General features: G+C 73.7%; 21 protein-coding genes and 3 pseudogenes. 14 read left to right on the top strand and 10 right to left on the bottom strand.

Annotated elements, in window-relative coordinates:
- Positions 1-148 precede the first annotated feature (148 nt).
- Positions 149-787, top strand: a complete 639-nt coding sequence (locus tag H1A17_RS27045; RefSeq protein ID WP_145918701.1) for a 4'-phosphopantetheinyl transferase — start codon at positions 149-151, stop codon at positions 785-787.
- Between the two features lie 98 nt (positions 788-885).
- Complete coding sequence (locus H1A17_RS27040; protein WP_145918702.1) at positions 886-1,725, top strand: metallophosphoesterase; 840 nt, start codon at positions 886-888, stop codon at positions 1,723-1,725.
- 4 nt (positions 1,726-1,729) lie between these two features.
- On the opposite strand, the gene H1A17_RS27035 is transcribed toward H1A17_RS27040, so the two are convergent.
- Positions 1,730-3,127 (bottom strand): acyl-CoA synthetase, encoded by a 1,398-nt coding sequence (locus tag H1A17_RS27035; RefSeq protein WP_228544315.1) that lies wholly within the window; start codon positions 3,125-3,127, stop codon positions 1,730-1,732.
- 263 nt (positions 3,128-3,390) lie between these two features.
- Between H1A17_RS27035 and H1A17_RS27030 the strand changes: the two genes are divergently transcribed.
- From H1A17_RS27030 to H1A17_RS27015, 4 genes are all read left to right on the top strand, one after another.
- Positions 3,391-3,762 (top strand): glyoxalase/bleomycin resistance/extradiol dioxygenase family protein, encoded by a 372-nt coding sequence (locus tag H1A17_RS27030; protein ID WP_194823191.1) that lies wholly within the window; start codon positions 3,391-3,393, stop codon positions 3,760-3,762.
- A gap of 103 nt (positions 3,763-3,865) precedes the next feature.
- A complete protein-coding gene (locus H1A17_RS27025) occupies positions 3,866-4,372 on the top strand; it encodes a DinB family protein (protein WP_145918704.1) in 507 nt (168 codons plus the stop codon).
- A gap of 122 nt (positions 4,373-4,494) precedes the next feature.
- Positions 4,495-4,872 (top strand): SCP2 sterol-binding domain-containing protein, encoded by a 378-nt coding sequence (locus H1A17_RS27020; protein ID WP_194823190.1) that lies wholly within the window; start codon positions 4,495-4,497, stop codon positions 4,870-4,872.
- Positions 4,869-6,935 carry a glycogen debranching N-terminal domain-containing protein gene (locus H1A17_RS27015; protein ID WP_194823189.1) on the top strand — a complete coding sequence of 689 codons (2,067 nt, stop codon included), beginning with the start codon at positions 4,869-4,871 and terminating at the stop codon, positions 6,933-6,935. Before H1A17_RS27020 ends, H1A17_RS27015 begins: the two co-directional genes overlap by 4 nt.
- On the opposite strand, the gene H1A17_RS27010 is transcribed toward H1A17_RS27015, so the two are convergent.
- Together H1A17_RS27010 and H1A17_RS27005 are read right to left on the bottom strand one after the other, a co-directional pair.
- Entirely contained in the window at positions 6,927-7,625 is a 699-nt protein-coding gene (locus H1A17_RS27010) for a Pr6Pr family membrane protein (RefSeq protein ID WP_194823188.1), read from the bottom strand. The genes H1A17_RS27015 and H1A17_RS27010 overlap by 9 nt on opposite strands.
- Positions 7,626-7,779: 154 nt before the next feature.
- The gene (locus H1A17_RS27005; protein ID WP_145918706.1) at positions 7,780-8,064 is read right to left on the bottom strand and encodes a hypothetical protein; all 285 of its coding nucleotides are present in this window, start codon (positions 8,062-8,064) and stop codon (positions 7,780-7,782) included.
- Between the two features lie 184 nt (positions 8,065-8,248).
- On the opposite strand from H1A17_RS27005, the gene H1A17_RS27000 reads away from it, so the two are divergent.
- Positions 8,249-8,713, top strand: coding sequence for a hypothetical protein (locus tag H1A17_RS27000; protein ID WP_194823187.1), 465 nt, complete (start codon positions 8,249-8,251; stop codon positions 8,711-8,713).
- 4 nt (positions 8,714-8,717) lie between these two features.
- Entirely contained in the window at positions 8,718-9,764 is a 1,047-nt protein-coding gene (locus H1A17_RS26995; protein ID WP_145918707.1) for a polyprenyl synthetase family protein, read from the top strand.
- Between the two features lie 10 nt (positions 9,765-9,774).
- Here the strand turns inward: H1A17_RS26995 and H1A17_RS26990 are convergent, their stop codons facing one another.
- The gene (locus H1A17_RS26990) at positions 9,775-10,281 is read right to left on the bottom strand and encodes a DinB family protein (protein WP_145918708.1); all 507 of its coding nucleotides are present in this window, start codon (positions 10,279-10,281) and stop codon (positions 9,775-9,777) included.
- 158 nt (positions 10,282-10,439) lie between these two features.
- On the opposite strand from H1A17_RS26990, the gene H1A17_RS26985 reads away from it, so the two are divergent.
- Positions 10,440-11,333, top strand: coding sequence for a DUF72 domain-containing protein (locus H1A17_RS26985; protein WP_194823186.1), 894 nt, complete (start codon positions 10,440-10,442; stop codon positions 11,331-11,333).
- Positions 11,334-11,402: 69 nt separating this feature from the next.
- On the opposite strand, the gene H1A17_RS26980 is transcribed toward H1A17_RS26985, so the two are convergent.
- The 4 genes from H1A17_RS26980 to H1A17_RS26965 all read right to left on the bottom strand — a co-directional run bounded on the left by H1A17_RS26980 (position 11,403) and on the right by H1A17_RS26965 (position 15,729).
- Complete coding sequence (locus tag H1A17_RS26980) at positions 11,403-12,026, bottom strand: hypothetical protein (protein ID WP_145918710.1); 624 nt, start codon at positions 12,024-12,026, stop codon at positions 11,403-11,405.
- Positions 12,027-12,126: 100 nt separating this feature from the next.
- On the bottom strand, positions 12,127-12,990 hold the full coding sequence (locus H1A17_RS26975) for an alpha/beta fold hydrolase (RefSeq protein ID WP_194823185.1): 864 nt from the start codon (positions 12,988-12,990) through the stop codon (positions 12,127-12,129).
- Positions 12,991-13,054: 64 nt separating this feature from the next.
- Complete coding sequence (locus H1A17_RS26970) at positions 13,055-14,272, bottom strand: glycosyltransferase (RefSeq protein ID WP_145918712.1); 1,218 nt, start codon at positions 14,270-14,272, stop codon at positions 13,055-13,057.
- A 239-nt stretch (positions 14,273-14,511) separates the two neighbouring features.
- Positions 14,512-15,729 (bottom strand): globin domain-containing protein, encoded by a 1,218-nt coding sequence (locus H1A17_RS26965; RefSeq protein WP_194823184.1) that lies wholly within the window; start codon positions 15,727-15,729, stop codon positions 14,512-14,514.
- 145 nt (positions 15,730-15,874) lie between these two features.
- On the opposite strand from H1A17_RS26965, the gene H1A17_RS26960 reads away from it, so the two are divergent.
- Positions 15,875-16,330: an Rrf2 family transcriptional regulator gene (locus H1A17_RS26960; protein WP_145918714.1), complete on the top strand. Its 456-nt coding sequence runs from the start codon at positions 15,875-15,877 to the stop codon at positions 16,328-16,330.
- 69 nt (positions 16,331-16,399) lie between these two features.
- Here H1A17_RS26960 and H1A17_RS26955 read toward each other — a convergent pair whose 3' ends face one another.
- Positions 16,400-17,656, bottom strand: a complete 1,257-nt coding sequence (locus H1A17_RS26955) for a hypothetical protein (protein WP_145918715.1) — start codon at positions 17,654-17,656, stop codon at positions 16,400-16,402.
- A 53-nt stretch (positions 17,657-17,709) separates the two neighbouring features.
- Here H1A17_RS26955 and H1A17_RS35685 point away from each other — a divergent pair.
- The 4 genes and pseudogenes from H1A17_RS35685 to H1A17_RS26945 all read left to right on the top strand — a co-directional run.
- A pseudogene (locus H1A17_RS35685) lies at positions 17,710-19,387 on the top strand (ATP-binding protein); the annotation flags it as partial.
- Positions 19,364-20,833, top strand: a pseudogene (locus tag H1A17_RS35680) (DNA topoisomerase); the annotation flags it as partial. The pseudogenes H1A17_RS35685 and H1A17_RS35680, both read left to right, overlap by 24 nt.
- Before the next feature lie 6 nt (positions 20,834-20,839).
- Positions 20,840-21,478, top strand: a pseudogene (locus tag H1A17_RS35675) (toprim domain-containing protein); the annotation flags it as partial.
- A 39-nt stretch (positions 21,479-21,517) separates the two neighbouring features.
- The gene (locus H1A17_RS26945; RefSeq protein WP_145918717.1) at positions 21,518-24,007 is read left to right on the top strand and encodes a DNA topoisomerase (ATP-hydrolyzing) subunit A; all 2,490 of its coding nucleotides are present in this window, start codon (positions 21,518-21,520) and stop codon (positions 24,005-24,007) included.
- 24 nt (positions 24,008-24,031) lie between these two features.
- Here H1A17_RS26945 and H1A17_RS26940 read toward each other — a convergent pair whose 3' ends face one another.
- On the bottom strand, positions 24,032-24,664 hold the full coding sequence (locus H1A17_RS26940; RefSeq protein WP_194823182.1) for an alpha-ketoglutarate-dependent dioxygenase AlkB: 633 nt from the start codon (positions 24,662-24,664) through the stop codon (positions 24,032-24,034).
- Positions 24,665-24,836 lie beyond the last annotated feature (172 nt).

Genomic DNA, 24,836 nt, shown 5'->3' with positions numbered 1-24,836 from the left:
TCCGCCAAACCCAACGCCCCACCTACGACACCCTCGTCCAACACCAAATCACCACCGCCAAAAACACCACCACCGACACCCCCGAACAACAACTCACCACCCTCCTCCACACCGGCGACACCTGGACGATCCGGCCGCTGGCCGACGCATGATCGACCGGATCACGCCGCCGGGCGTCGTCGCCGTCGAGGCGTTCGACGACAGCGACACCGAGCCGCTGCACCCCGAGGAGGCCGCGCTGGTGGCCCACGCCGTCGAGAAGCGGCAGCGGGAGTTCACCACCGCCCGCACCTGCGCCCGCCGGGCCCTGCGCGCCCTCGGCGTACCGCCCGCCCCGGTGCTCACCGGCGACCGTGGCGCACCCGTCTGGCCGTCCGGTGTGGTCGGCAGCCTCACCCACTGCGCCGGCTACCGGGCCGCCGTGGTCGCCCGCGCGGCCGACGTACGCGCCATCGGCATCGACGCCGAACCGGACGCGGCCCTGCCCGACGGTGTGCTCGACGCGATCGCCCTGCCCGAGGAACGCGCCATGGTGGACCGGCTGACCACCGACGCCCCCGGACCGCACTGGGACCGGTTGCTGTTCAGCGCCAAGGAGTCCCTCTACAAGGCGTGGTTCCCGATCACCGGGATCTTCCTCGGCTTCGACGAGGCCCGGATCGTCCTGCGCCCGGCCGACCGCACCTTCACCGCCCGCGTCCTCGTCCCCGGTCGCGGTCGGGACTTCGACGGTCGCTACCTGCACGACGTCGGCCTGACCCTGACCGTCGTCGCCGTACCGCACTGAAACCCGAGCCGCACCGCACCAGCCGAGCCGGACCGCACCTGCCGACCCGGAGCCGCACCCCGCCGTGCGGACCCGGACGAACGAGGGGACCACACCCGATGAACGCCGGCATCTACGCCGTCAGCGACCTGCACGTGGCGTACCCGGAGAACCGCAAGATCGTGGAGAGCCTGTGGCCCCGCGCGGCCGGCGACTGGCTGATCGTCGCCGGGGACGTCGCCGAACTCTTCGCCGACGTCACCTGGGCGCTGACGCTGCTCAGCGAACGGTTCGGCAAGGTCATCTGGGCGCCCGGCAACCACGAGCTGTGGACCCACTCCCAGGACCCCGTCCGGTTGCGCGGTGAGGAGCGCTACCAGGCCATCGTGCGGCAGTGCCGGAACCTGGGGGTGACCACCCCCGAGGACGACTACCCGGTCTGGACCGGGCCCGGCGGCCCGCTGCTGGTCGCCCCGCTGTTCGTCGGCTACGACTACTCGTTCCGCGAGCCCGGCGTCACCAGCAAGGAACAGGCCCTGGCCCGCGCCCACGCCGCCGGGGTGGTCTGCGCCGACGAGGTCTTCCTGCACCCCGACCCGCACCCGAGCCGGGACGCCTGGTGCCGGGCCCGGGTGGCGCTGACCGAGACCCGGCTCGCCGGCGGCGACCCGGCGGTGCCGAAGATCCTGGTCAACCACTACCCGCTGGTCCGGATGCCCACCGACATCCTGCGCTACCCCGAGTTCGCCCAGTGGTGCGGCACCGAACTCACCGCCGACTGGCACCGCCGCTTCCACGCCACGGCGGTGATCTACGGGCACCTGCACATTCCCCGGGTGACCTGGCACGACGGGGTGCGGTTCGAGGAGGTCTCCGTCGGCTACCCCCGGGAGTGGCGGACCCGCCCCCGCCCCGACTCGTGGCTGCGGCGGGTGCGGCCGACGCCCGTGCAGGTCTGACGGCTCACCCCTCGACGAGGCGCTTCTTCTGCACCTTGCCCAGCGCGTTGCGGGGCAGGGCGTCGACCAGCCGGACCTCCCGGGGCCGCTTGTGCACCGACAACTGCCGGGCGACGAAGTCCACCAGCTCCGGCCCGGTCACCCCGTCGCCGACCACGTACGCGGTGACCTGCTGCCCCAGGTCCGGGTGCGGCAGGCCCACCACGGCCGCCTCGCGTACCGCCGGATGGGCCAGCAGCGCCTCCTCCACCTCACCCGCCCCGATCCGGTACCCGCCGCTCTTGATCAGGTCGGTGCTCGCCCGGCCGACGATGCGGTGCCAACCGTCCGGGCCGATCGTGGCGACGTCCCCGGTGCGGAACCAGCCGTCGGCGGTGCGGCTCGCCGCGTCGGCGTCCGGCCGGTTCAGGTAGCCGTCGAACAGGGTCGGGCCGGTGACCAGCAGCTCGCCCATCGCCGTACCGTCGGTGGGCAGGTCCCGGCCCTGCTCGTCGATGATCCGGGTGCGTACCCCGGGCAGCGGCACGCCGACCGCGCCCGGACGGCGCGGGCCGTCGGCGCGGGCGCTCACCGTGATCAGGGTCTCCGTCATCCCGTACCGCTCGACGACCCGGTGCCCGGTCAACCCGGTGAGATCGTCGAAGACCGTCGTGGGCAGCGCCGCGCTGCCCGACACCAGCAGCCGCGCGCCGCGCAGGGCCCGCGCGGAGGCCGGCGCCGCGGCGATCCGCGACCAGATCGTCGGTACGCCGAAGTAGAGCGTCCCGCCGGCCGCCGCGTACCGCTCGGGCTGCGGCCGGCCGACGTGGTGCAGCCGGCCGCCGACCCGCAACGGCCCGAGCACCCCGAGCACCAGCCCGTGCACGTGGAACAGCGGCAGCCCGTGCACCAGCAGGTCGTCCGGCGTCCACGCCCAGGCGTCGGCCAACCCGTCCAGGCAGGTGGCGATCGCCCCCCGGGACAGCAGCGCCCCCTTCGGCGCGCCGGTCGTCCCGCTGGTGTAGAGGATCAGGGCGGTCCGCTCCGGTCCGGGCTCCGGATGCGTGGTCGCCGACACCCGGCCCAGGTCGACCGGGACGACCGGCAACCCGTCCGCCGCCGGGGAGCCGTCCGGGGCCGTGCCCGCCGGCACGAGCAGGGCCTGGGCCGCCGAGTCGCGCAGGATGTGCTCCCGCTCCCGGGGCCCGGCGTCCGGCGGCACGGGCACCACCGCCGTGCCGGCCAGCAACGCGCCCACCACCCCCACCACGGTTTCCAGCGTCGGGGTGGTCTCGACCGCGACCCGGTCCAGGCCGTGCAGGTCGTCGGCGACGGCGGTGGTCAGCCCGTGCAGCCGGGACCGGGACAGCGACCGGTCACCCACCCGGACCAGATCCGGACGGTCGTCCACCGACGGTGACATCGCGGCCAGCAGCGACACGTTCCACGCCCCTCCGGTCGATCGCACGGGGGCACGGCGCGGCCCCGTGCCGCCGACGCTAGTGCGGCGACCGGCCCGTCACCACCCCCCACCACGCTCCGCCACCGGGGTCCCGGCGCGGCGGCCACGACCTGCCGTCGGGACGGTTCAGGGGTCGGTTAAGGGTGCCGGTGCGGCGGCCGGCCCGCCTACCGTCGACCCAGACGGTTCCGTCGCCGGGCGACGGGGAAGGTGGCATCGACGTCATGACTTCCGAGCACCCACCAGCCGCGCCGCACCTCACGGTCACCGACGCGTCCGACGCCATCGCGTTCTACACCCGGGTCTTCGGTGCGGTCCCGCACCGGCAGGAGTGCCTTCCCGACGGGCGGGTGCTCGCCGCCGACCTCGTCGTCGACGGCCACCGGTTCACGGTCAGCGAGTGGGCCGACCCGCCCGGGGCCGCCGCCGGGCTGCCGGTGCTCACCGTCACCTCCGCCGACGCCGACGCGGTGCTGCGCCGCGCCATCGCGGCCGGCGCGCAGGTCAGCGCCGCCAACGGCACGCCGCGCGAGGTGCTGCTGCGCGACCCGCACGGCCGTAGCTGGGCCATCACCCGACCCGAGCCGCCGCGCTGACCCGGGGGCACGCCCGCGCGGGTCACCGGATCATCCGGCGCGGCGGTTTGCCGGGGGCCGGCTGCGGTATCCCGATCGGGTACGCCGCTACGAGGAGGCCCCGGTGGACGTCGACGACCTGCTGACCGGAATCTACGACCAACTGCCCGACCTGGTGGACGCGGCGGTTGACGGGCTCGGCCCCGACGAGCTGTGCCGGAGGCCCGGTCCGGGGGCCAACCCGGTCGGCTGGCTGGTCTGGCACCTCACCCGGATCCAGGACCAGCAGGTCGCCGAGCTGCTCGGGGCCGAGCAGGTGTGGGTCGCCGGTGACCGGGCGGCCCGGTTCGGGCTCCCCGCCGACCCGGCCGACACCGGCTACGGCCACACCCCGGAGCAGGTCGCCACGGTCCGGCCGGAGAGCGCGCAGGCGCTCGTCGACTACCACCGGGCGGTGGCGGAGCGGACGCGGGCGTTCCTGGCCGGGTTGCGCCCGGCGGACCTGGACCGGGTGGTCGACGAGAACTGGGACCCGCCGGTGACCCTCGGGGTCCGGCTGGTCAGCATCGCCGCCGACGCTCTCCAGCACGTCGGCCAGGCCGCCTACCTGCGGGGCCTGCTCCGACCCTGACCGGTCCCGCCCGGTCCGTCCGGTCCGTCCTGCCCGATCTCGTCCGGTCCGGGTGAGCCGGCCTCACCCCCTCGGCCGGCACGCTGACCAGGCACGTGACACGCCGGTGGGGGAGGGCAGCCGTGGGGACGTCGGTGGCGGAGTTCCTGGACCGGTGGGACGGGGTCCGGCGGCCCGACCTGCCGGAGACGACCAGCGGCACGCTGCGCCTCGACGCCGCCGAGGACGGGCACACCGCGCACTGGCGGCTGACCATCCGCGACCAGCACGTCGAGGTCACCCGGTCCGCCGACGACGCCGAGCTGGTCGTCCGCGCCGACCGGGAGGTCTTCGACCGGTTGGCGTCGGGCCGGACCCACCTCGCCACCGCGCTGCTGCGCAACGACCTGTCGGTACGGGGCAACATGCGGCTGCTGATGATGCTGCGGCGGATCTTCCCCGGCCCGCCCGACGCCCGGCACCCCCGGGAGGCCGCCCGGGAGCGGGACGGCCACCGGTGAGGGAGGAACGGGTCCACGTCATCGCCGGCAACGCCTTCGCCGTCAGCGACGCGCACGGCGACATGGAGGTGGACCCGAGGACGCCGGTGGGGTTGTTCTCGTTCGACACCCGGTTCCTGTCCCGCTGGGTGCTCACCATCGACGGGCAACGGCTGCACGCCCTGTCCCGCGACGACATGACCTACTTCGAGACCCGGTTCTTCCTGGTCCCCGGCACGGCGAGCCACTACGTCGACGCGGACGTGTCGGTGATCCGGCACCGGTCCATCGACGACAGCTTCACCGAGCAGCTCACCGTGCTCAACCACTCCGCCGAGCCCGCCGAGTTCGTGGTGCGGATGGAGGTCGGCGCGGACTTCGCCGACACCTCGGAGATCCGCAGCCCGACGCCCCGGCGGGTCACCACGGTCGCCTCCCCGTCCGACGCGGTGCTGCGGCTGCGTTACGAACGGGAGCGGTTCGCCCGGGAGGCGACGGTCTCCAGCACCGCCCCGGCCGACGTCGACGAGGGGGGCTTCACCTACCGGATCACCGTGCCGGCACACGGGAAGTGGATCACCGACCTGCACGTCGGCATGTCCATCCGGGGCGAGGGCGGGCACGACCTGCGGGAGAGCCTGGAGTCGCACCGGCTGCGGGTACGCCACGACATGCGGCACGACCTGAGCGACTGGCTCGACCGGGCGCCGCAGCTGGTCAGCGAGCGGGAACGGCTGCCGGCGGTGTACGAGCAGGCGCTGACCGACCTGGCCGCGCTGCGCTACGTCCCGCTGGCGTACTCGGGGCGGGTGCCGGTGGGGGGCCTGCCCTGGGCGATGGCGCTCTACGGCCGGGACGCGTTGATCACCTGCCTGATGACCCTGCCGTTCACCCCCGAACTGGCCCCGAACACGCTGCGCATGCTCGCCCTGCTCCAGGGCGGCCGGCTCGACGACCAGCACGACGAGGAACCCGGCAAGATCCTCGGCGAGCTGCGGTACGGCGAGGCGGCCGCCTTCGACGAGCAGCCGACCGGGCTCTACTACGGCGCGGCCGACACCACCCCGCTGTTCGTGATCCTGCTCGACGAGTACGAGCGCTGGTCCGGCGACGCCGCGCTGGTCCGGCAGTTGCGTCACCCGGCCCGGATGGCGTTGGACTGGATCGACGAATACGGCGACCTGACCGGCGACGGCTACCTGCGTTACCAGCGGCGCAACACCCGCGGCGGGCTGGTCAACCAGGGCTGGCGCAACTCGCCGGACGCGATCGTGGACGCCGACGGCCGCGCCCCGGTGGGGCCCAGGGCCACCTGCGAACTCCAGGGCTACGCCTACGACGCGAAGCGGCGCGGGGCCCGCCTGGCCCGGGAGTTCTGGGGTGAGCCCGAGTACGCCGACCTGCTGGAGCGGCAGGCCGCCGCGCTGAAGGAACGGTTCAACCGGGACTTCTGGCTGCCCCGCCAGGAGCACTACGCGTCGGCCCTGGAGCCGGACGGCACACCGGTGGCGGCGTTGACGTCCCAGCTCGGGCACCTGCTGTGGAGCGGGATCGTCGCCGCGGACCGGTCCGCCGCCCTCGCCGCCCACCTGGTGGGGCCGCAGCTATTCTCCGGCTTCGGGGTCCGCACGTTCGCCGACGGGCAGTTGGCGTACAACCCGGTGGGCGCGCACCTGGGTGCCGTGTGGCCGTCGGACAACGCCCTGGTCGCGGCCGGGTTGCGGCGGTACCACCACGACGGGGAGGCCGCCCGGGTCGCCGACGGCGTCTTCGCGATGGCGGACCTGGTCGGGGGATCGGTGCCGGAGGTGATCGCCGGGTATCCCCGTGCGGTCACCGGCTACCCGGTGCAGCTGCCGATGGCCGGCCGCCCGCAGTCGTGGTCGGCCGGGGCCCTGCTGATGCTGCTCGGCACCATCCTCGGGCTGCGGCCCTGCGGCGACAACCTGCTGGTGAACCCGGCCCTGCCCGACGGTTTCGGCCGGATCGAGCTGCTCGACGTGCCCGGCCGGTGGGGCCGGGCCGACGCGTACGGCCGGGACCGGTCGGCCGTCCGCCCGGGGCGTCGCCCCCGGCTACGCTGACCGCCCGGCCGGCGGCGGTGGGGCCGGTTCCGCGGGGGTGCCCGGGTCGGCCGGCGGGTGGGTGACCCACCGGGACAGGGCCCGGTCGATGCCGACGAAGAGCAGGCCGAGCAGCCAGAAGGCGACGGCGAAGAAGACCGCGCTGACCGTGACGCCGAGGTAGCCGAGCTGTCCGGCGTCGACGAACGGGTACGGGTAGCGGTGCACGATCAGCCCGCGTACCAGGGCGAACCCCAGGTACGCCAGCGGGAACGCCAGCCACCAGACGGCGTACCGGGGGCGTAGCCGGCCGCGCGGGTCGAACAGCGTCCAGTCGGCGAGGGCGAGCAGCGGCACGACGGTGTGCAGGAGCTGGTTGCCCACCGCCTCGCCCGGCGCCCGGTCGGGCTGGGCCATCGCGAACGGGCTGGCCGGGTTCGCCAGCACCAGGTGGTAGACCACGCCGGTGATGGTGATGTAGAGGGTCACCGCACCCTTGAGCGCCGACGGCGGTTCGGGCCGGCCCCGGGCGGCCTGCCAGGCGGCGTAGCCGGCGAAGAGCCCGACCGCCAGGTTGCTCTGGATGGTGAAGTACGGCAGCAGCCCGGTGACGGTGGCCGGGCCGAGGGCGGTGAGCACGATCCCGGCCAGCACACCGATCACGATCGCCAGCCGGAAGGCCACCGCCAGGCCTCGACGCCGCAGACTCATCGGCGCAAGCTACCAGTCCCGCCGGCACCGTCCCCCGGCCGTGGTCGGCCCCCGGTCGCGGGTCGCGCGCCGGTGGTCATCGACCATGGGTCGGCGGACGTGTGCCGTGGGCCCGCGTTCGTCGGCCGGCCCCGACGGTCGTCGGCCCCGGCGGTCATCGGTCGGGGGTCGGCCGGTGGACGCCGTTGCCGTCCAGCGGCCCGCCCGGGTGTCCGGCCGGATCGGCGGCGGGCCGGTCGGGGACGGGGGTGCCCAGGGCGGCCCGCGCGGCCCGGAACGCCGACATCGCCGCCGGCTCGCCGGGCAGCTCGGCCGGGGCCGCGGCGGCGCGCACCGCGCTCAGCAGTGTCACCAACGGCCGGACCGGACCGGTCGCCCCGTCGACCGCCCCGCTGAGCAGCCGCTCAGCGGTTTCCTGATCCAGGCGGTATCGGGTCATCTCGTGTCCCTCAGCGTCGGCACGGGGTGGGACGTCACGCCGACGGGGCCCGGCGTGGCCCCGGTCACACCCGACCCGCGTGGCGGCGACGCGAACCCGGTCGGCATCCCTACAGTACGTGACCGTCCGGCATGCACTGGTGTAAAAATCCGCTGGACAGGTCCCATTGAGGGAGGTTGGCGCCATGCCCGAACGTGACACCCACCGTGACGAACGCTTCGACCAGATCGGCGACGAGATGTCGGCGGCCGTCACCCGCGCGGCATCGGTGCTGGAGGAGGAGCTGTCCGCCGGCATCGACAGCGCCCGTCGGCTCCAGGAGAAACTCACCGCCGACCGGCGGGTCGACCCGGCGGCCTTCGACGAGGTGGCCGGACGGGTCCGCAGGGACACCCACGCGCTGATCGACATGGTGGTCGCCCAGTTGCCGACCACCGGTGACCGGGGCGAGCTGACCCGCCGCTACGCCGCCGACGCCCACGACGTGCTGGACAGCCTGCTAGACCTGGCCCGGCTCGCCCCGGAACTGGCCAACGGGCTGATCGACCGGGTGACCCGGCAGGGGGCGGAACCCACCCCCGGCCCGGTCCGCGTCGACCGGGACGCGGGGGCCCCGGCGGCCGACGGCGGGCCCGGCCCGGTGTCCTGAGCCGATGACCGTCCCGGGCATCGACGACCAGGTCGAGGAGATGCTGGACCGCTACCGGGCGCGGACCATGGCGACCCTGCTCGCCCACCTGCCCACCGGCGGCCCCCGCTACCTCTACGACCTGGTCGCCGACTATCCCCGCCGCTCCGGCAAGGGGCTGCGGGCGGCGCTCTGCCTGGCCGCGTGCCGGCTCGCCGGGGACGGCGGCGAACCGGACGAGGCGGCGGTCAACGTGGCCACCACCGTCGAGTTGTTCCACAACGCCTTCCTCATCCACGACGACATCCAGGACGGCAGCGAGCAGCGGCGGGGCGCACCGACCCTGCCCGCCGCGTACGGCGTCGGCGTGGCGCTCAACGTCGGCAACATGACCAACCTGCTCGCCCTGGACCGGTTGCTGGCCAACCGGAACGGCCTCGGCTCCGGCACCGCCTGGCAACTGGTCGAACAGACCCGGCTGATGCTGCGCCACTCGCTGGAGGGCCAGGCCATCGAGATCGGCTGGATCAGGGACAACGCCTGCGATCTCACCCCCGACGACTACTACCGGATGTGCCTGAAGAAGACGTCCTGGTACACCTGCATCTACCCGTGCCGCACCGGCGTGCTGGCGGCCGGCGGCGGGCGGCTGCGCCCCGACCGGCTGGACCGCTACGGCTGGTATCTCGGCGCGGCCTTCCAGATCACCGACGACGTGCTGAACCTGGTGGGGGAGTACGCCGCCTACGGCAAGGAGATCGCCGGTGACCTGTGGGAGGGCAAGCGCACCCTGATCCTCATCGACTTCCTCGCCCGCTGCACCGCCGGGGAACGGGACCGGACGGTGGCCTTCCTCGGCACCCCCCGCGCCGACCGGACGGCGGCCGACGTGCGCTGGCTGCACCGCCGGCTGACGGCGTACGACAGTGTGGAGGTGGCCCGCCGCGCCGCCCGGGAACTGGCCGGGGCGGCGCTGGCCGAGGGGCGCGCCGTCCTCGGTGACCGGGCCGGCACCGAGGACGGCCGGTTCCTGCTCGGCCTGACCCGTTACGTCGTCGACCGCCCACGGTGACCGGTCGGGCTCAGCCCATCGTCTTCGCGCCGTCGATGGACTCGCGGATGATGTCGGCGTGCCCGGCGTGCTGGGCGGTTTCGGCGATCACGTGCAGCACGGTCCGCCGCACCGACCAGGCCGCCCCCGGCTCGAACCAGGGTGCCTCCGGCAACGGGTGAACCGCGTCCAGGTCGAGGGTGGCGATCAGCTCGTCGGTGCGGGCCGCCGTCTCGGCGTACCGGGCGAGCAGGTCGGTCAGGGTGTCGCCGTCGGCCATCCGGAACATGCCGACCCAGTCGACCGGCTCGCTCTCCATCGCCTCGGCCCCGCCGACCATGAACCGCGCCCACCGGTGCTCCACCATGGTCACGTGCTTGATCAGGCCGCCCAGGCACAGCTCGCTGGCGGTGCTGCGGGCCGCCGCCTGCGTGTCGGTCAACCCGCGCACGGTGTGCCGCAGGAAGCCGCGGTGCAGGCCGACGGTCTGCAACAGGTCGGCCCGTTCACCGGTGAGCACCCGCTCCGAAGTGGTCATCCCCGCCACCCTCCGTGGTCGATGTCGTCGGGGGTCACGCTATGGCCGCCCTCCGACACTTTCCGCCCCGCCACACCGCAGACGCCCGGCCGGGGCGGACCGGCGCGCGTCCGCCCCAGCGGTTGCCGATCCGACCGCCGGGCGGTGGACTGGACCACATGGGAACGATCAGGGTGGGCACCTCGTCCTGGGCGGATCAGACGCTGCTGCGCGCCGGCTGGTACCCCCGGTCGGTGCGTACCCCGGCCCAGCGGCTGGGCTGGTACGCCGGGCGGTTCGGGCTGGTCGAGGTGGACACCTCGTACTACGCCATCCCGGTGCCGGAGACCACCGCCGGTTGGGCGGCGGCCACCCCGGCGGGTTTCACCTTCGACGTCAAGGCGTTCAGCCTGTTCACCGGGCACCCGACACCGGTGCGGGTGCTGCCGGGGGACCTGCGACCGGCCACCGGGCCGTCCCGGGTCCGCCGCCGGGACCTGCCCGAGGCGACGTACGACGAGCTGTGGGCCCGGTTCCGGGCGGCGCTGGCACCGCTCGCGGCGGCCGACCGGCTCGGCGCGGTGCTGTTGCAGTTCCCGCCGTGGCTGGTGCGGGGGGACGGCGCGCGGCGGCGGATCGCGGAGCTGGCCGACCGGTGCCGGCCCTGGCGGGTCGCCGTGGAGCTGCGCCACGGGTCCTGGTTCGACGGTGTGGCGGCGGCCGAGACGGTGACCTTCCTGCGCGACCACGACCTCAGCCTGGTCTGCGTGGACATGCCGCAGGGGCACCCGTCCTCGGTGCCCCCGATCATGATCGGTACGGCCGAGCCGGTGCTGGTCCGGATGCACGGCCACAGCGCGCACTGGGAGCACGGCAGCAAGGAGGACCGGTTCCGGTACGCCTACGCCGACGACGAACTGCGCCGCTGGGCCGACCTGCTCACCGACCTGGCCGACCGGTCCGGCGAACTGCACGTGCTGTTCAACAACTGTTGCGCGGGGCAGGCCCAGCGCGACGCCGCCCGGCTGGCGGAACTGCTCGGGGTGACCCCGAAGGCGGCGGCCGGCCACTGACCACGCCGGTACGGGGCCCGCCGACCGCGTCGTCGGCGGCCCCCGTACCGGCCGGTCCCGGCCCGCCGGTCAGCCGGCCATCGCCATCCGTCGCCGGGCACCCGTCGCGGCCAACCGGCCCATCGTCATCGGTGCGCCCATCAGCCCACCGGCGCGCCCGAGCATCCCCCGGAACACCTGGCCCGGCTTCTGCTGCTCACCCATGTACGCGGTGACCACCACCAACGCCCCGGTCAACGCCGGAATGGTCCACTGGAGGACCTTCATCTGGCGCTGCCGGTGCGCCACCTCGGCGGGCGTCTGGTAGTTGGGTTCGGTGGTTCCCGACACCGGCGGGTTGCCGGCGTTCTGCAACTTCATGCCCACCAACCGGCTGTAGCCGGTGACCGCGAGCGCGCTGACGGTCAACGCCGTCTTCACCGCGCTCATCCGACCCACCCCGGACTGGGCCATCATCCGGGGGCTCTCGGTGGCCAGCTCACCCACCGCGCCGGCCAGGTGCGCGCCGATCGCCGCCGCGTTGACCGGCGTCCACCGCGACCAGCCGGCCGAGGCCACCGGAAGCCGTTGGGTCGAGTCGCTGATCCGTGCCGCCGCTCCGTTGACGCCCAGCGCCCCCATCAGGGAGCCGCCGAACCAGGCCGCCAGGCCGAGATCGTGCATCGAGCGCAGTGCGGTGTGTCGTTCCGACATCTGATCCCCCTCCACCGTGTTCGGGCGCAGCGGCATACCCGTCCCGCCGGGGGCTACGCGCCCGGCTGCCGGCGGGTCGGTGCGGAACCGGACACCGGGGTCAGCGGCGGGGCAGACCGGCTGCGAAGTCGGCCACCCGCCGGCTCAGCGGCAGGCCGGCCCGGACCCAGCGGAAGTGGTCCAGCGGGGCCCCCGCCTCGGCCGCGGTGTACCGGTGCCGGGTGACCGGCGCGGCGGTGAGCTTGGCGCAGAGGTGGTCGACGATGGGGTGCGGGGTGTACTGGTCGTCGTCCACGCTGACCGCCAGCACCGGCAGGGTCAGCCGGCCCACCGCCGCGTCGCCGTCCACCCCGTCGACGGTGGGGAAGCGGCCGGTGCGGGCGGTGCGCGCCCAGTCCCGGATCACCCCGCGCGCCTGCCGGCCGCCGAACCCCCAGCCCGGCCAGACCCCGAGCGTCCCGGCGACCGCCGCGATCCCCTGGCTGTACGGCAGCACGCCGTACCCGCGTAGGCCCGGATAGCTGCGCCAGTACGGCATGCCGACGGCGAGCAGGGCCAGCCCGTCGACCTGGCCGGTGCCGTGCAGGGCGAGGTGCAGCAGGGCCGCCTGCCCGCCGAGGGAGTGCCCGAGCAGCAGCGTCGGCCGGCCGTCCCGCCGGGGCTTGAGCGCGTCGAGGACCGCGCCGACGTCGGCGGCGAGTTCGCGGTAGCCGTACCGGCAGGCCCGCGACGGCGGGGGCGTGCTGACCCCGGTGCCACGCAGGTCGGCGACGACCACGGCCAGGCCGGCGGCGCGCAGCGCGGCGGCGAACGGACGGTAGTAGCGGGCGCGGACCCCCATCGCCGGGCAGATCAGCACCAGCGGCGCGGCGGGCACCCCGGCGGGCTCCGGATGGATCTGGATGCCGATCCGGGCCCCGTCGACGTCGACGAACTCCTGCGTGTATTCCGCGTCCCCGCTCACCGGCCCATCCTACCGGCCGGTAATAAGTGGCCCGCGCGCCGCCCGGCCGGGCCGCCGGGGCCGGTCAGGCGGCCGCCGGGGCCAGCCGGCCGACCCCGCTGACCGTGGCGTAGACGGTGCCGAGCTGCTCGGCCCAGTGCCGGAAGGAGTAGCGCACCCGCACCCGGTCCAGCGCCGCCGTGGCGTACGCGAAGCGGCGCACCCGGTCGGCGAGCAGCCGGCGGATCGCGGTGCCCAGCGCCCGGGGGTCACGCGGCGGCAGCAGGTCCCCGGTCAGCCCGTCGACCACACTGTCGGTGATCCCGCCGACCGCCGTGCCCACCACCGGGACGCCGCACGCCATCGCCTCCAGCGGGCTACGGCCGAACGGCTCGTACCAGGGGGCGGCGACCAGGACGTCGGCGGAGCGGTACCAGGCCGCCAACTCCTCGCGGGGCACCGCGCCGACCAGCCGGACCCGGTCGGCGACACCGCAGGACCCGGCGAGCGCGGTCAACCGGCGGGCGACGTCGTCGGCCGGCAACGACCCGGCAGGCGGCCCGCCGACCACCACGTACTCGGCCCCGGGCACCCCGGGCAGCGCCCGCACGACGTCCTGCACGCCCCGGCGTTCGTGCAGCGGACCCACGGTGAGCAGCCGGGGCCGGCCCGGGACCCGTGGAGCGGCCGGCCCGGCCGGGCTGAACAGCCGCTCGTCCACCCCGGACGGCACCAGCGCCAGCTTCGCCCGGGGCACCCCGAGCCGGACCAGTTCCCCCAGCTCGTCGTGCGACTGGACGACGACCCGGTCGACGGCCCGCCCGAGCGCCCGCTCGTAGCCGACCCGCCCCCGGCCGGCCGGCTCCCGGCCACCCGGGCGGCGGCGGTACGCGCTGCCCAGGTCGTGGTACGTCAACACCACGGGCGTGCCGGTACGCCGGCCGGCGTGCACGGCCGCCAGGCCGCTCAGCCAGAAGTGGGCGTGCGCCACGTCCGGCCGCCAGCCGGCCTGCTGCCAGTGCGCGGCCAGCCAGCGGCCGAACTCGCCCAGGTGGGGCAGGAGTTCGTCGGCCGGCACCGGCCGGGCCGGACCGGCGGGCACGTGCCACACCTGGTACCCCGCGTCGGTCGGCACCGTGTCGGGCAGCCCGGCGTCGTCCCGCCGGGTGTAGACCCGCACCTCGTGACCCTCGGCGGCCAGCGCCGCCGCCTGCTCGGCGACGTGCAGGTGCAGCCCCACGGCATCCTGTCCGCCGGGAACGGCGAGCGGGCTGGCGTGCCCCGAGACCATCGCGATGCGCATGCTTCCTCCTCCGTGGGCCGGTCACCGGCGAGGCGGAATCCGGTGCGGCGGCTCCGGCCGGCGTCATCACCCGGTCCCGCGCACCGGGCGCGCGACGGGCACCCGGCCGCCCTCGCGGCGTCGGCGCCCGGACGTCACGCGCCGCCCGGTATGCCGAACCAGTTGCCCAGCGCGGAGGCGGTAAACATCAACTTTGCGTGCCCGGCCGAACGCCCTGCGTGCCCCGTGACCGGCCGTGTTCAGCTCACCTCGGGCAGCATCCCCGGACCGAACACCTCGTAGGCGATCCGCTCCACCGGGACGCCCCGGCGCAGCAGGCCGCCGCGGACCCGGTTCATGAACGGCAGCGGACCGCACAGGTGCACGTGCGCGTCGGGGGAGAGCGGGATCAGCTCCGGGTCGAGCAGGCCCCGGGTCACCTCGGCGGGCAACGCCGGGGCGTCGTCGCCGGTGATCTCCTCGTACCAGAGCCGCAGGCGCAGCCGGGGCAGCCGGGCGTGCAGCTCGACCAGGTCGGCCCGGTGGGCGTGGGCGGCGCCGTCCCGGTCGGCGTGGGCCAGCACCACCGGCCGGTCCGGCGCGGTCGCCGCCAGGTGGGCCAGGGCCGACATCGCCGGGGTGAGCCCGATACCGGCGCTGACCAGCAGCAGCGGCCCCGTACCGGCCACCGCGCTCACCTCGCCGAACGGTGGGCTCAGCCGCAGGGTGTCGCCGGGGCCGACGTGGTCGTGCAGGAAACCGGAGACCAGCCCGTCCGGGGCCCCACCCGTGCCGCGTACCCGCTTGACGGTGATCCGCCAGTGGTCGGCGTCGGGACGGCCGGACAGGCTGTACTGCCGGATCTGCCGTCCGCGTCCGCCGTCGAGGTCCACCGCGACCGAGACGTACTGGCCGGGGACGAAGCCCGGCACCGGGCCGCCGTCGACCGGGACGAGGGTGACCGAGACGACGTCGGTGGCCTGCGGCGTCACCCCGGTGACCCGCCAGTCGCGCCAGACCACCCCGCCGTGGGGCAGCCCCGTGGCCGCGTACAGCCGGGCCTCCCGGGCGACGAGTTCGCAGGCCATCAGCCAGTACACCTCGTCCCAGGCGGCGGCGACCTGCGGGGTGACCGCCGCGCCCAGCACCTCGCCGACGGCGGCCAACAGGTGCCTGCCCACCAGCGGGTACCGGCCGGCGGCGATACCCAGCGAGGCGTGCTTGTGCGCGATGCGCTCCAGCACCGCCGCCCAGCCGGTCGTGTCCTCGCCGGTGAGGTGCCCGGCGTACGCGACGACGGACGCGGCCAGCGCCGCCTGCTGCCGGCCGGTCGCCTGGTTGCCCCGGTTGAACAGGTTCAGCAGTTCCGGGTGGGCGGCGAACATCCGGGCGTAGAACCGGCCGGTGATCCGGTCGGCGTGGGCCCGGACCACGGGCAGGGTGGCGGTGACGACGGCGGCTGACGACTCCGAGAGCACGGCTCCTCCTCCAGATGGGTACCGGAGACCACTCAAACAGGAATCTTAAATTCCTCTTAGGGTCGAAAGTCCCGGGCCCGTCGGCGCGTCGGTCACGGCCACCCGGCCCCTGTCCGCCACCAGGGGCACTGACTAGGGTCGGACCGTGAAGCTCAACCTGGCGACGGACATGGCCCTGCGGATCGCCATGCTCACCGCCCCCGCGTCGACCCGCACCACCGTCGACGAGTTGGCCGAACGACTCGACCTGCCCCGCAGCCACGTGGCCAAGGTGGTCCAGCGGCTCCAACGCATCGGCGTGCTGTTCACCGTCCGGGGCCGCTCCGGCGGGGTGGCCTTCGCCGAGGGGGCCGAACGGATCACCGTCGGCCGGGTCGTACGCGCCTTCGAGGGGGAGGGGGAGGTGGTCTCCTGCGAGGAGACCGGCTGCGCCCTGCGCGCCGGCTGCCGCCTGCGGGTCCAGCTCCGCCGCGCCCAGGCCGCCTTCCTCGCCGTACTCGACGAGATGCCCCTGGGGGAGCTGGCCGGCGGCCCGGCGGCGGCCCTGCTGCTCACCCCCGTGCCCGGCCCGGCCGCGGCCCGCACCCCGGCGGCGACCTGAGCGGCACCGGCGGGCGCGGACCGGTCGGCCGGTGGGGCGACCCGGACGGTCGCCCCACCGGCCGCCGGTTCAGCTGACCTGGATCGTCCCGTCCGGCGAACGGACGCAGGAGACCGCGCGGGCGCCGGTCGCCGCCGCACCGGTCAGGCACCGGCCCAGCACCTGGTGCCCGGCCGCGCTCGGGTGCCAGGACTCCTGGCAGGTCTGGAAGTACGTCCCGCAGGTGTTCGCGATCCGCTGGATGTCCAGCTTGTCGTAACCGGACAGGCTGGTCACGAAGACCCCCGAGGTGCCGTCCTGAAGCCGGATCGGGGTGGCCAGCGCGTTGCCGGGGCTGCCCGCCGACTCGCACAGCCGGGCCCCGTCGAAGGCCCGCTGCACGTTGAGGTAGACCAGGTCGGCGGCGGGGAACTCGGCGGACAGCGTGCTGCGGACCGAGTTCACCAGGGTGCCCAGGCCCTGCGAGAAGCGCTGGCCGGGGGCGAGACTGGCCCGGTGGATCGGACAACCGGCGGCGTACCGCTCGGCCCCCAGGTCACGGAACTTGTCCCGGGTGTCGTCCCGGCTGTCCTCCTCCCAGTAGGTCGAGGCCAGCTCCGGCGGCAGCGGGTTGGTGTAGTCCTGGAAGACGATCCGGTGCTGGCCGTCGGCGTCGATCTGGTCCAGCGTGGTCAGGATCTGCCGGACCGCCGCCGTGGTCTCCGCCGTCGCGGCGGCGACCTGGGCGGAGGTGGCCAGGTCGGCGTCCGAGCAGGGCTCCTGCTCCACCGGCCCACCCAGGTACGCCCAGAACTCCCACCACCCGGTCCAGGCGTCGGCGATGAACCGGTTCGCGCACTTCTCGGCGACGCTGCCGAAGGTGAACGAGCTGTTGTTCGAGCCGAGGCCGACCAGCACCAGGTCGATGTCGTGGGTCTGCCCGACCGCGCGCAACTGGTCGAGTTGGGAGGCGACCTGGCGGCCCTTGGCCCGGCTGGCCGAGGCGTTGGCGATGTCGTACGGCTGGCCGCCGGAGCAGGCCAGGTTGAACCGGGCGGCGATCCCCGGCAGGTCCGCCTTGAACAGTGAGGCGTTCGGTGAGCGGTGGCAGAAGTACGCGTTGCTGTTCGGTGCCGACCAGCCCGGGAACGGCTGGGCCACCCCGTTGAGGTCGGTGACCGACGAGTACGCCCCCGCGCCCTCGCCGCTGATGAAGCTGTCGCCGAGGGCGACCGCGGCGGTGGGCAGGGCGGCGACGGCAGGCGTGGGCGGGCCGGCCGCGACCGGCAGGGCGGCCGCGGCGACGGTGAGCAGCGCCGCGAGGGCGCTACGGTGGAACCTGGACATGACGTCCCCCATCTGTCCATGGAAATGTGAAAGATCCTTCACGGCCGGATCAGATCACTTGGCGAGATGGACGTCAATGCCTCTTAACACGATCGTCGAATGGCGGAAACGGTCGTTTCCGGCCCGGCGCGCACCCCGCCCGGGAAGGCCCCGACCGCCGGCGGCGTTGTCCCCGGCGGACGCGCACCCGCCGTCCGACGTGGGGCTGCACGGCGCTGTCGGGGCGTACGGCTACGCTCGCTGCGGCACGCCGCGCGTGGAGATCGAGACGGTGAGCGGCACCACACCGCCGAGACCGGGGAGTACGACCAGTTGACCGCACAGCCTGAGACCCTCTACGGGGCAGACGACCTCACCCACCTGGAGGGCCTGGACGCCGTCCGCAAGCGTCCCGGCATGTACATCGGCTCCACCGACAGTCGTGGCGTGGGTCACCTCGTCAACGAGATCCTCGACAACTCCACCGACGAGGGTGTCGCCGGTCACGCCAGCACGGTCGAGGTGATCCTGCACGCCGACGGCTCGGTGCAGGTCGACGACGACGGCCGGGGCATCCCCACCGACGTGCACGCCAAGTCCGGCATCTCCGGGGTCGAGCTGGTGCTCACCCGGCTGCACGCCGGCGGCAAGTTCGGCGGCTCCGGCTACAAGACCTCCGGCGGCCTGCACGGGGTGGGCGCCTCCGCCGTCAACGCGCTGTCCCGCCGGTTCGACGTGACCGTCCGGCGCGGCGGCAAGGTGCACGCGATGTCCTTCCGGCACGGCGTGCCCGGCGTCTTCGCCGGCGACGGCCCGGACGCCCCGTTCACCCCCGGGCCCGGCCTGCAGGTCGTCGGGGCGATGAAACGGGGCCAGCGCACCGGCACCTCGATCCGCTACTGGCACGACGCCCGCTACTTCGAGACCGGCGCCCGGCTGGACGTCGAGGCCGTCCGGATGAAGCTGCGCAACACCGCCTTCCTGGTCCCCGGGGTCGACTACCGGCTGCGCGACGAGACCGCCGAGGAGCCGGTCGAGGAGCGCTTCCACTACCCCAACGGGCTCACCGACATGGTCGAGTTCCTGGCCCCCGCCGGCGACCGGCCGGTCTCGGGCACCCTGCTGGTCACCGGCGAGGGGACGTACCGGGAGAACGCCGCCGACGCCAACGGCGTGATGCAGTCCAACGTGCAGCGCCGGGCCGAGGTCGAGATCGCCTTCCGCTGGGGCACCGGCTACGAGCGCACCGTCGAGTGCTTCACCAACACCATCCGCAACGCCCACGGCGGCACCCACCGCCGGGGCTTCGAGCGGGCCTTGACCCGGACCCTGGCCGACGCCGTCCGCAACACCCGGGGCCTGCTCAAGCCCAAGGAGGACCCGCCCACCCTGGACGACGTCCTGGAGGGGATGACGGCGGTGGTGCACGTGCGCATCCCCGAGCCGCAGTTCACCTCGCAGACCAAGGACGAACTCTCCACCGCCGGCATCACCAAGGTGCTCCAGACCCTGGTCGAGCAGCACGTCAAGGCCTGGCTGGAGGACCGGCGCAGCAAGGCCGAGGCGCGTACGGTGCTCCAGAAGATCGTCGACGCGGCCCGGGTCCGGCTGACCCAGAAGCAGCAGAAGGACGCCGCCCGGCGCAAGACCGCCCTGGAGGGCGCGTCGATGCCGGCCAAACTGGTCGACTGCCGCGCCACCGGGGTGGACCGCAGCGAGCTGTTCATCGTGGAGGGGGACAGCGCTCTCGGGTGTTTTACCGGCGACACCATGGTGGCGCTCGCCTCCGGCGAGGCCCGGTCCTTTGCCGATCTGGCCGCGGACTGGCAGCGGGGAGTGACCCATTTCGGCTACACCACCAACAAGGCGGGGCGCGTGGTGGTCGCCCCTCTGGTGGAGCCCCGCCTCACCAAGAGAGCTGCCCGGCTGGTCCGGGTGCAGCTCGACAACGGCGCGTCGGTGCGTTGCACACCGGATCACCTCTTCCGGCTGCGTGACGGTTCCTACCGACGGGCCGATGCCCTGGTCCCCGGTGAATCGCTCATGCCCCTGTACCGGAGCGTTTCCAGTAAGACCGAGGGGCACAAGCTGCACGGATACGAACGGATCTGGATGAACGACCGGGAGGAGTGGGTCTACACCCACTACCTCGCCGACGCCTGGAATCTCCGTCACGGTCGTGACAGCGCCACCAACGGCAACGTCCGCCACCACATCGACATCAACAAGCGCAACAACGATCCGCGGAACATTCAACGGATGACCTGGGCCGACCACTCAGCACTGCACGCCGCGATGATGGGCGAACACGTCCACGCGGGCTGGCGGGAGTGGTTTGCCAACGGCGGCCGGGAGTTCAAGTCGGCCATGCTCAGCGCGCAGTGGCGCGATCCCGCATTCCGTGAGGCGTGTCTCGCCCGGCTGTTCGCGCTCAACGAGTCACCCGAGTTTCGGGCCAAGCTGGAAAATGGATTCCAGGACTGGTACAACGCGCTCGATGACGAGGAGAAGGCCGCCTACGCCGACCGGATGCGAGACCGGCAGGCCCAGTACTGGTCACAGCCCGAGCACCGTGAGGCTGCTGCGGAGCGCGTCCGGAACTACTTCGCGGACCCTGCTCGTCGTTCCGCCTGGCGGGCGCGTTCGGTGCGGCAGTGGGACAACTCCGAGCTGCGTGCCTGGCGGTCGCGAAAGACCGTCGAACAGTTCAGTGACCCTGCCGAGCGGGAACGCCAGCGCAACGCGGTGCGGGCCTGGCACGAGGAGAACCCTGAATTCGGGGCCCGTCACTCACGTCTGATGAAGCAGCGGTTGGCGGACCCGGGCACCGGTCACCTTGCCAAGGCGCAGGCCGGTCGGGCGGCCTACGTGGCCAACGTGCCCAAGGGCGAGCGTGTCGGTCGCCAACAGGAGGGCAGGCGGCGGGCCGCGCTCAAGCGGCTCGCTCCGCTGCTGGTGCTACCGGATGCGGAGCTTGCTGCGGCGTACGAGACCGAGCGTCTGAGGTCCGCACGCACGGGACTCCGGTTCGACCGACTCCTGGCGTTTTACGACGGCGATTACGCCCGCCTCCGAGAGGCGGTCAATCTGGTGAACCACCGTGTCGTGTCGGTCGAGCCGCTTGACGAGACAGCGGACGTCTACGACCTGACGGTTGACGGCTACCACAATTTCGCCCTCGAAGCCGGAGTCTTCGTCCACAACAGTGCTCGGGTCGCTCGTACCTCCGAATACCAGGCGCTACTGCCGATTCGCGGCAAGATCCTCAACGTGCAGAAGGCCAACCTCCAGCAGGTGCTCGACAACGCCGAGTGCGCGGCGATCGTGCAGGTGCTCGGGGCCGGCTCGGGGCGTACCTTCGACCTGTCCTCGCTGCGCTACGGCCGGGTGCTGATCATGGCGGACGCCGACGTGGACGGCGCGCACATCCGGACCCTGCTGATTACCCTGTTCGCCCGCTACATGCGACCGCTGATCGAGGCCGGCCGGCTCTACGCCGCGATGCCGCCGCTGCACAAGATCACCACGAAGGGGCGCAACCCGCAGACCACCTACACCTACACCCAGGCCGAGATGGAGGCGACGGTCCGCAAGCTGGAGAAGGCCGGCAAACAGATCGTCACCCCGATCCCGCGCTTCAAGGGCCTCGGTGAGATGGACGCCGACGAGTTGTGGGAGACCACGATGAACCCGGCCACCCGGGCGGTCCGCCGGATCACCCTCGACGACGTCGACGCCGCCGAGCGCATCCTCGAACTGCTGATGGGCGAAAAGGTCGAACCGCGCCGCAACTGGCTGATCGACTCCTCCGACCGGGTCGACCGCGACGCGATCGACGCATGAGCACCGTGGCCGCCGTACATCCGAAAAGAGAGCTGAACGATGGCACGCCGTAAGGACGACCGCGCCAAGGTGGACCTGTCCGCCTTCGACCAGGCCGGCGCGCGGGTCTTCGACAACCCGCTGGTCACCGAGGTCTCCGACTCCTACCTGGAGTACGCCTTCTCGGTCATCCACTCCCGCGCCCTGCCCGACGCCCGCGACGGCCTCAAGCCGGTGCACCGGCGCATCCTGTGGTCGATGCACGAGCAGGGCCACCGCCCCGACCGGGGGCACGTGAAGTCCGCCCGGATCGTCGGCGACGTGATGGGCAAGTACCACCCGCACGGCGACACGGCGATCTACGACGCGATGGTCCGGCTCGCCCAGGACTTCTCCCTGAACGCGCCGCTGATCGACGGGCACGGCAACTTCGGTTCCCCGGACGACGGCCCGGCCGCCGCGCGCTACACCGAGGCCCGGCTATCCCGGGAGGCGATGCTGCTCGTCGGTGAGCTGGGCGAGGACACCGTCGACGTCGAGCCCAACTACGACGGCTCGCTGACCCAGCCGACCGTGCTGCCGGCGGCCTTCCCCAACCTGCTGGTCAACGGGGCGTCCGGGATCGCGGTCGGGATGGCCACCAACATGATCCCGCACCACCTCGGCGAGGTGGTCTCCGCCGCCCGCTGGCTGATCAACCACCCGGACGCCGACCTCGACAAGCTGATGGAGTTCGTCCCCGGCCCCGACCTGCCGACCGGCGGCCTGCTGCTCGGCCTGGACGAGGTGCGCCGGGCGTACGAGACCGGGCGCGGTGTGGTGCGGATGCGCGGCCGGGTCGAGATCGGCCCGCTGGAGGGCAGCCGGGGCCGGCAGGCGATCACGGTGGTCGAGCTGCCGTACGGGGTCGGCGCGGAGAAGGTCATCGCGGCGATCACCAACGAGGTCAACAAGACCAAGCGGCTCACCGGCATCGCCGACGTCAAGGACCTCACCGACCGGGAGAGCGGCACCCGGCTGGTCGTCGAGTGCAAGGTCGGGGTCAACCCGCAGGCGTTGCTGGCCGACCTCTACCGGCTCACCCCGCTGGAGCAGTCCTTCGGCATCAACAACCTGGTGCTGGTCGACGGCCAGCCGCGCACCCTCGGGCTGAAGGCGCTGCTGGAGGTGTTCCTGGCCCACCGCTACGAGGTGGTGACCCGGCGCAGCGCGTACCGGCGGCGCAAGCGGGAGGAGCGGCTGCACCTGGTCGACGGTCTGCTGATCGCCCTGCTCGACATCGACCGGGTGGTCAAGCTGATCCGGGCCAGCGAGGACGCCCAGGCCGCGAAGGACGGCCTGATGCAGAAGTTCAAGCTCTCCGAGATCCAGGCCACCTACATCCTGGACACCCCGCTGCGCCGGTTGACGAAGTACGACCGGATCGAGCTGGAGGCCGAGCAGGAGAAGCTGCGTGGGGAGATCGCCGCGCTGTCGAAGATCCTCGACGATCCGAAGGTGCTCCGGAAGGTCGTCTCCGACGAGTTGGCCGCCGTGGTGAAGCAGTTCTCCGGGCCGCGGCGGACCACCCTGGTCGACGGGGACCTCAAGGAGGTGCTGGCCGCGTCGGTGCCGGCCGGGCCGTTGGAGGTGGCCGACGACCCGTGTCAGGTGATCCTCTCGGCGACCGGGCTGGTCGCCCGGACGGCGGCCGAGTCGGAGGAGGCGTCCGAGGGGCGTCGGCGCAACGGCCGGGTCAAGCACGACACGGTACGCGCGGTCGTGCACACCACGGCCCGGGGCCGGGTGCTGCTGGTCACCAGCGCCGGCCGGGCCTTCAAGGTCGACGTGTTGCCGCTGCCGGTGCTGCCCGAGCAGGCCGGCACGGTGTCGCTGCGGGGCGGGATGGCCGCCGCCGAGCTGGTCCCGCTGGCGGCGGGGGAGACGGTGATCGGGCTGGCCCCGCTCGGCCCGACCGCGCAGGGCTCACCGGGCCTGGCGGTGGGCACCCGGCAGGGTGTGGTCAAGGTGTGCACGCCGGAGTGGCCGGTGCGGTCCGACGAGTTCGAGGTGATCTCGCTGCGGTCGGGCGACGAGGTGGTGGGGGCCACCTGGCTCGCCGACGGCAGCGAGACGTTGGCCTTCGTGACCAGTGAGGCGTCGCTGCTGCGGTTCGCGGCGGCCCTGGTCCGTCCGCAGGGGCTCAAGGGTGGCGGGATGGCCGGGGTCGGCCTGCCGGCGGGTGCCCGGGTGGTGTTCTTCGGCGCGGTCCGCACCGACGACGCCGTGCACGGGGAGCCGATGGTGGTCACCTCGACGGGGGCGACGGTCAAGGTGACGCCGTTCGCGTCGTATCCGGCGAAGGGCAGGGCGACCGGCGGGGTACGGGCGCAGCGGTTCCTCAAGGGTGAGACGGATCTGGTGGTGGCCTGGATCGGCGCGCGGCCGGTGGGCGCGACGGCGACCGGTGACCCGGTGGAGCTGCCGCCGGCCGATCCGCGGCGCGACGGGTCCGGTTTCGCCGTCATGCTCGGCCCGACCGTCGTCGGGCACCTCATCGAACGCGACTGACGACCGGCCGCCCCGTCGGCACTGTCAGGCGACGTCGACGGGGCGGAACTGGACGCTGACCCGGGGGCCGACCGGGCGGGTGGTCTTGGGCACGGCATGCTCCCAGGTGCGCTGGCAGGACCCGCCCATCACCACCAGGTCGCCGTGGCCGAGCGGGAAACGCAGGGTGTCGCCGCCGCCCCGGGGGCGCAGCAGCAGCGGGCGGGGCGCGCCGAACGACACGATCGCCACCATCGTGTCGGTGTGCGCGGAACGGCCGAGGGTGTCGCCGTGCCAGGCGACGCTGTCCCGGCCGTCGCGGTAGAGGCACATGCCGGCGGTGACGAACGGCTCGCCCAGTTCGGCGGCGTAGTGCCGGCTCAGCGCGGTGCGGGCGGCGGTGAGCAGCGGGTGCGGCAGCGGGCGGTCGGGGCCGTACCAGCAGAGCAGGCGGGGGACGTCGACCTGCGTGTCGTACATGGTGCGGCGTTCGGCCCGCCAGGGGACGTCGGTGCGCAGGGTGTCGAGGACCGTGTCGGAGCCGTGCACCCAGCCGGGCAGGTGGTCGACCCAGGCGCCCCGGGTGAGCACCCGGCGGCGCAGCCCGGCCAGCGGGGTCAGCGTCGGGCCGGCTTCGGTGAGGTCGAGCATCGACGGCTGGTAGGCGGCCTGCGGCATAACCGGCACCCTATCAGGGTTTTAGCACACCCGTACGATCGGCGATCCGGGTGAGGACGGTCCCGGCCACCCGCTGCCGGCCGCGCCCGTCGACGGTGGCCCAGGCGCGGGCGGCGAGCGCCGCCCGCCGCCGGGGGGAGGCCAGCAGGGTGCGCAGGGTGCGGGCCGCGTC

The sequence above is a fragment of the Micromonospora sp. S-DT3-3-22 genome (genome assembly GCF_015354745.1).
Classification (GTDB): Bacteria; Actinomycetota; Actinomycetes; order Mycobacteriales; family Micromonosporaceae; genus Micromonospora; species Micromonospora wenchangensis.
This window is presented reverse-complemented; position numbering and strand designations above follow the sequence as displayed.

Coding starts and splice junctions, on each gene's coding strand:
- H1A17_RS26990 (WP_145918708.1), bottom strand. CDS start 10,281: ATGACCACTTCGGAGCGGGTGCTCACCGGTGAACGGGCCGACCTGTTG.
- H1A17_RS27035 (WP_228544315.1), bottom strand. CDS start 3,127: ATGTCACCGTCGGTGGACGACCGTCCGGATCTGGTCCGGGTGGGTGAC.
- H1A17_RS26970 (WP_145918712.1), bottom strand. CDS start 14,272: ATGCGCATCGCGATGGTCTCGGGGCACGCCAGCCCGCTCGCCGTTCCC.
- H1A17_RS26955 (WP_145918715.1), bottom strand. CDS start 17,656: ATGTCCAGGTTCCACCGTAGCGCCCTCGCGGCGCTGCTCACCGTCGCC.
- H1A17_RS26940 (WP_194823182.1), bottom strand. CDS start 24,664: ATGCCGCAGGCCGCCTACCAGCCGTCGATGCTCGACCTCACCGAAGCC.
- H1A17_RS27000 (WP_194823187.1), top strand. CDS start 8,249: ATGCCCGAACGTGACACCCACCGTGACGAACGCTTCGACCAGATCGGC.
- H1A17_RS26985 (WP_194823186.1), top strand. CDS start 10,440: ATGGGAACGATCAGGGTGGGCACCTCGTCCTGGGCGGATCAGACGCTG.
- H1A17_RS27030 (WP_194823191.1), top strand. CDS start 3,391: ATGACTTCCGAGCACCCACCAGCCGCGCCGCACCTCACGGTCACCGAC.
- H1A17_RS26980 (WP_145918710.1), bottom strand. CDS start 12,026: ATGTCGGAACGACACACCGCACTGCGCTCGATGCACGATCTCGGCCTG.
- H1A17_RS27005 (WP_145918706.1), bottom strand. CDS start 8,064: ATGACCCGATACCGCCTGGATCAGGAAACCGCTGAGCGGCTGCTCAGC.
- H1A17_RS27045 (WP_145918701.1), top strand. CDS start 149: ATGATCGACCGGATCACGCCGCCGGGCGTCGTCGCCGTCGAGGCGTTC.
- H1A17_RS27040 (WP_145918702.1), top strand. CDS start 886: ATGAACGCCGGCATCTACGCCGTCAGCGACCTGCACGTGGCGTACCCG.
- H1A17_RS26945 (WP_145918717.1), top strand. CDS start 21,518: ATGGCACGCCGTAAGGACGACCGCGCCAAGGTGGACCTGTCCGCCTTC.
- H1A17_RS26995 (WP_145918707.1), top strand. CDS start 8,718: ATGACCGTCCCGGGCATCGACGACCAGGTCGAGGAGATGCTGGACCGC.
- H1A17_RS27010 (WP_194823188.1), bottom strand. CDS start 7,625: ATGAGTCTGCGGCGTCGAGGCCTGGCGGTGGCCTTCCGGCTGGCGATC.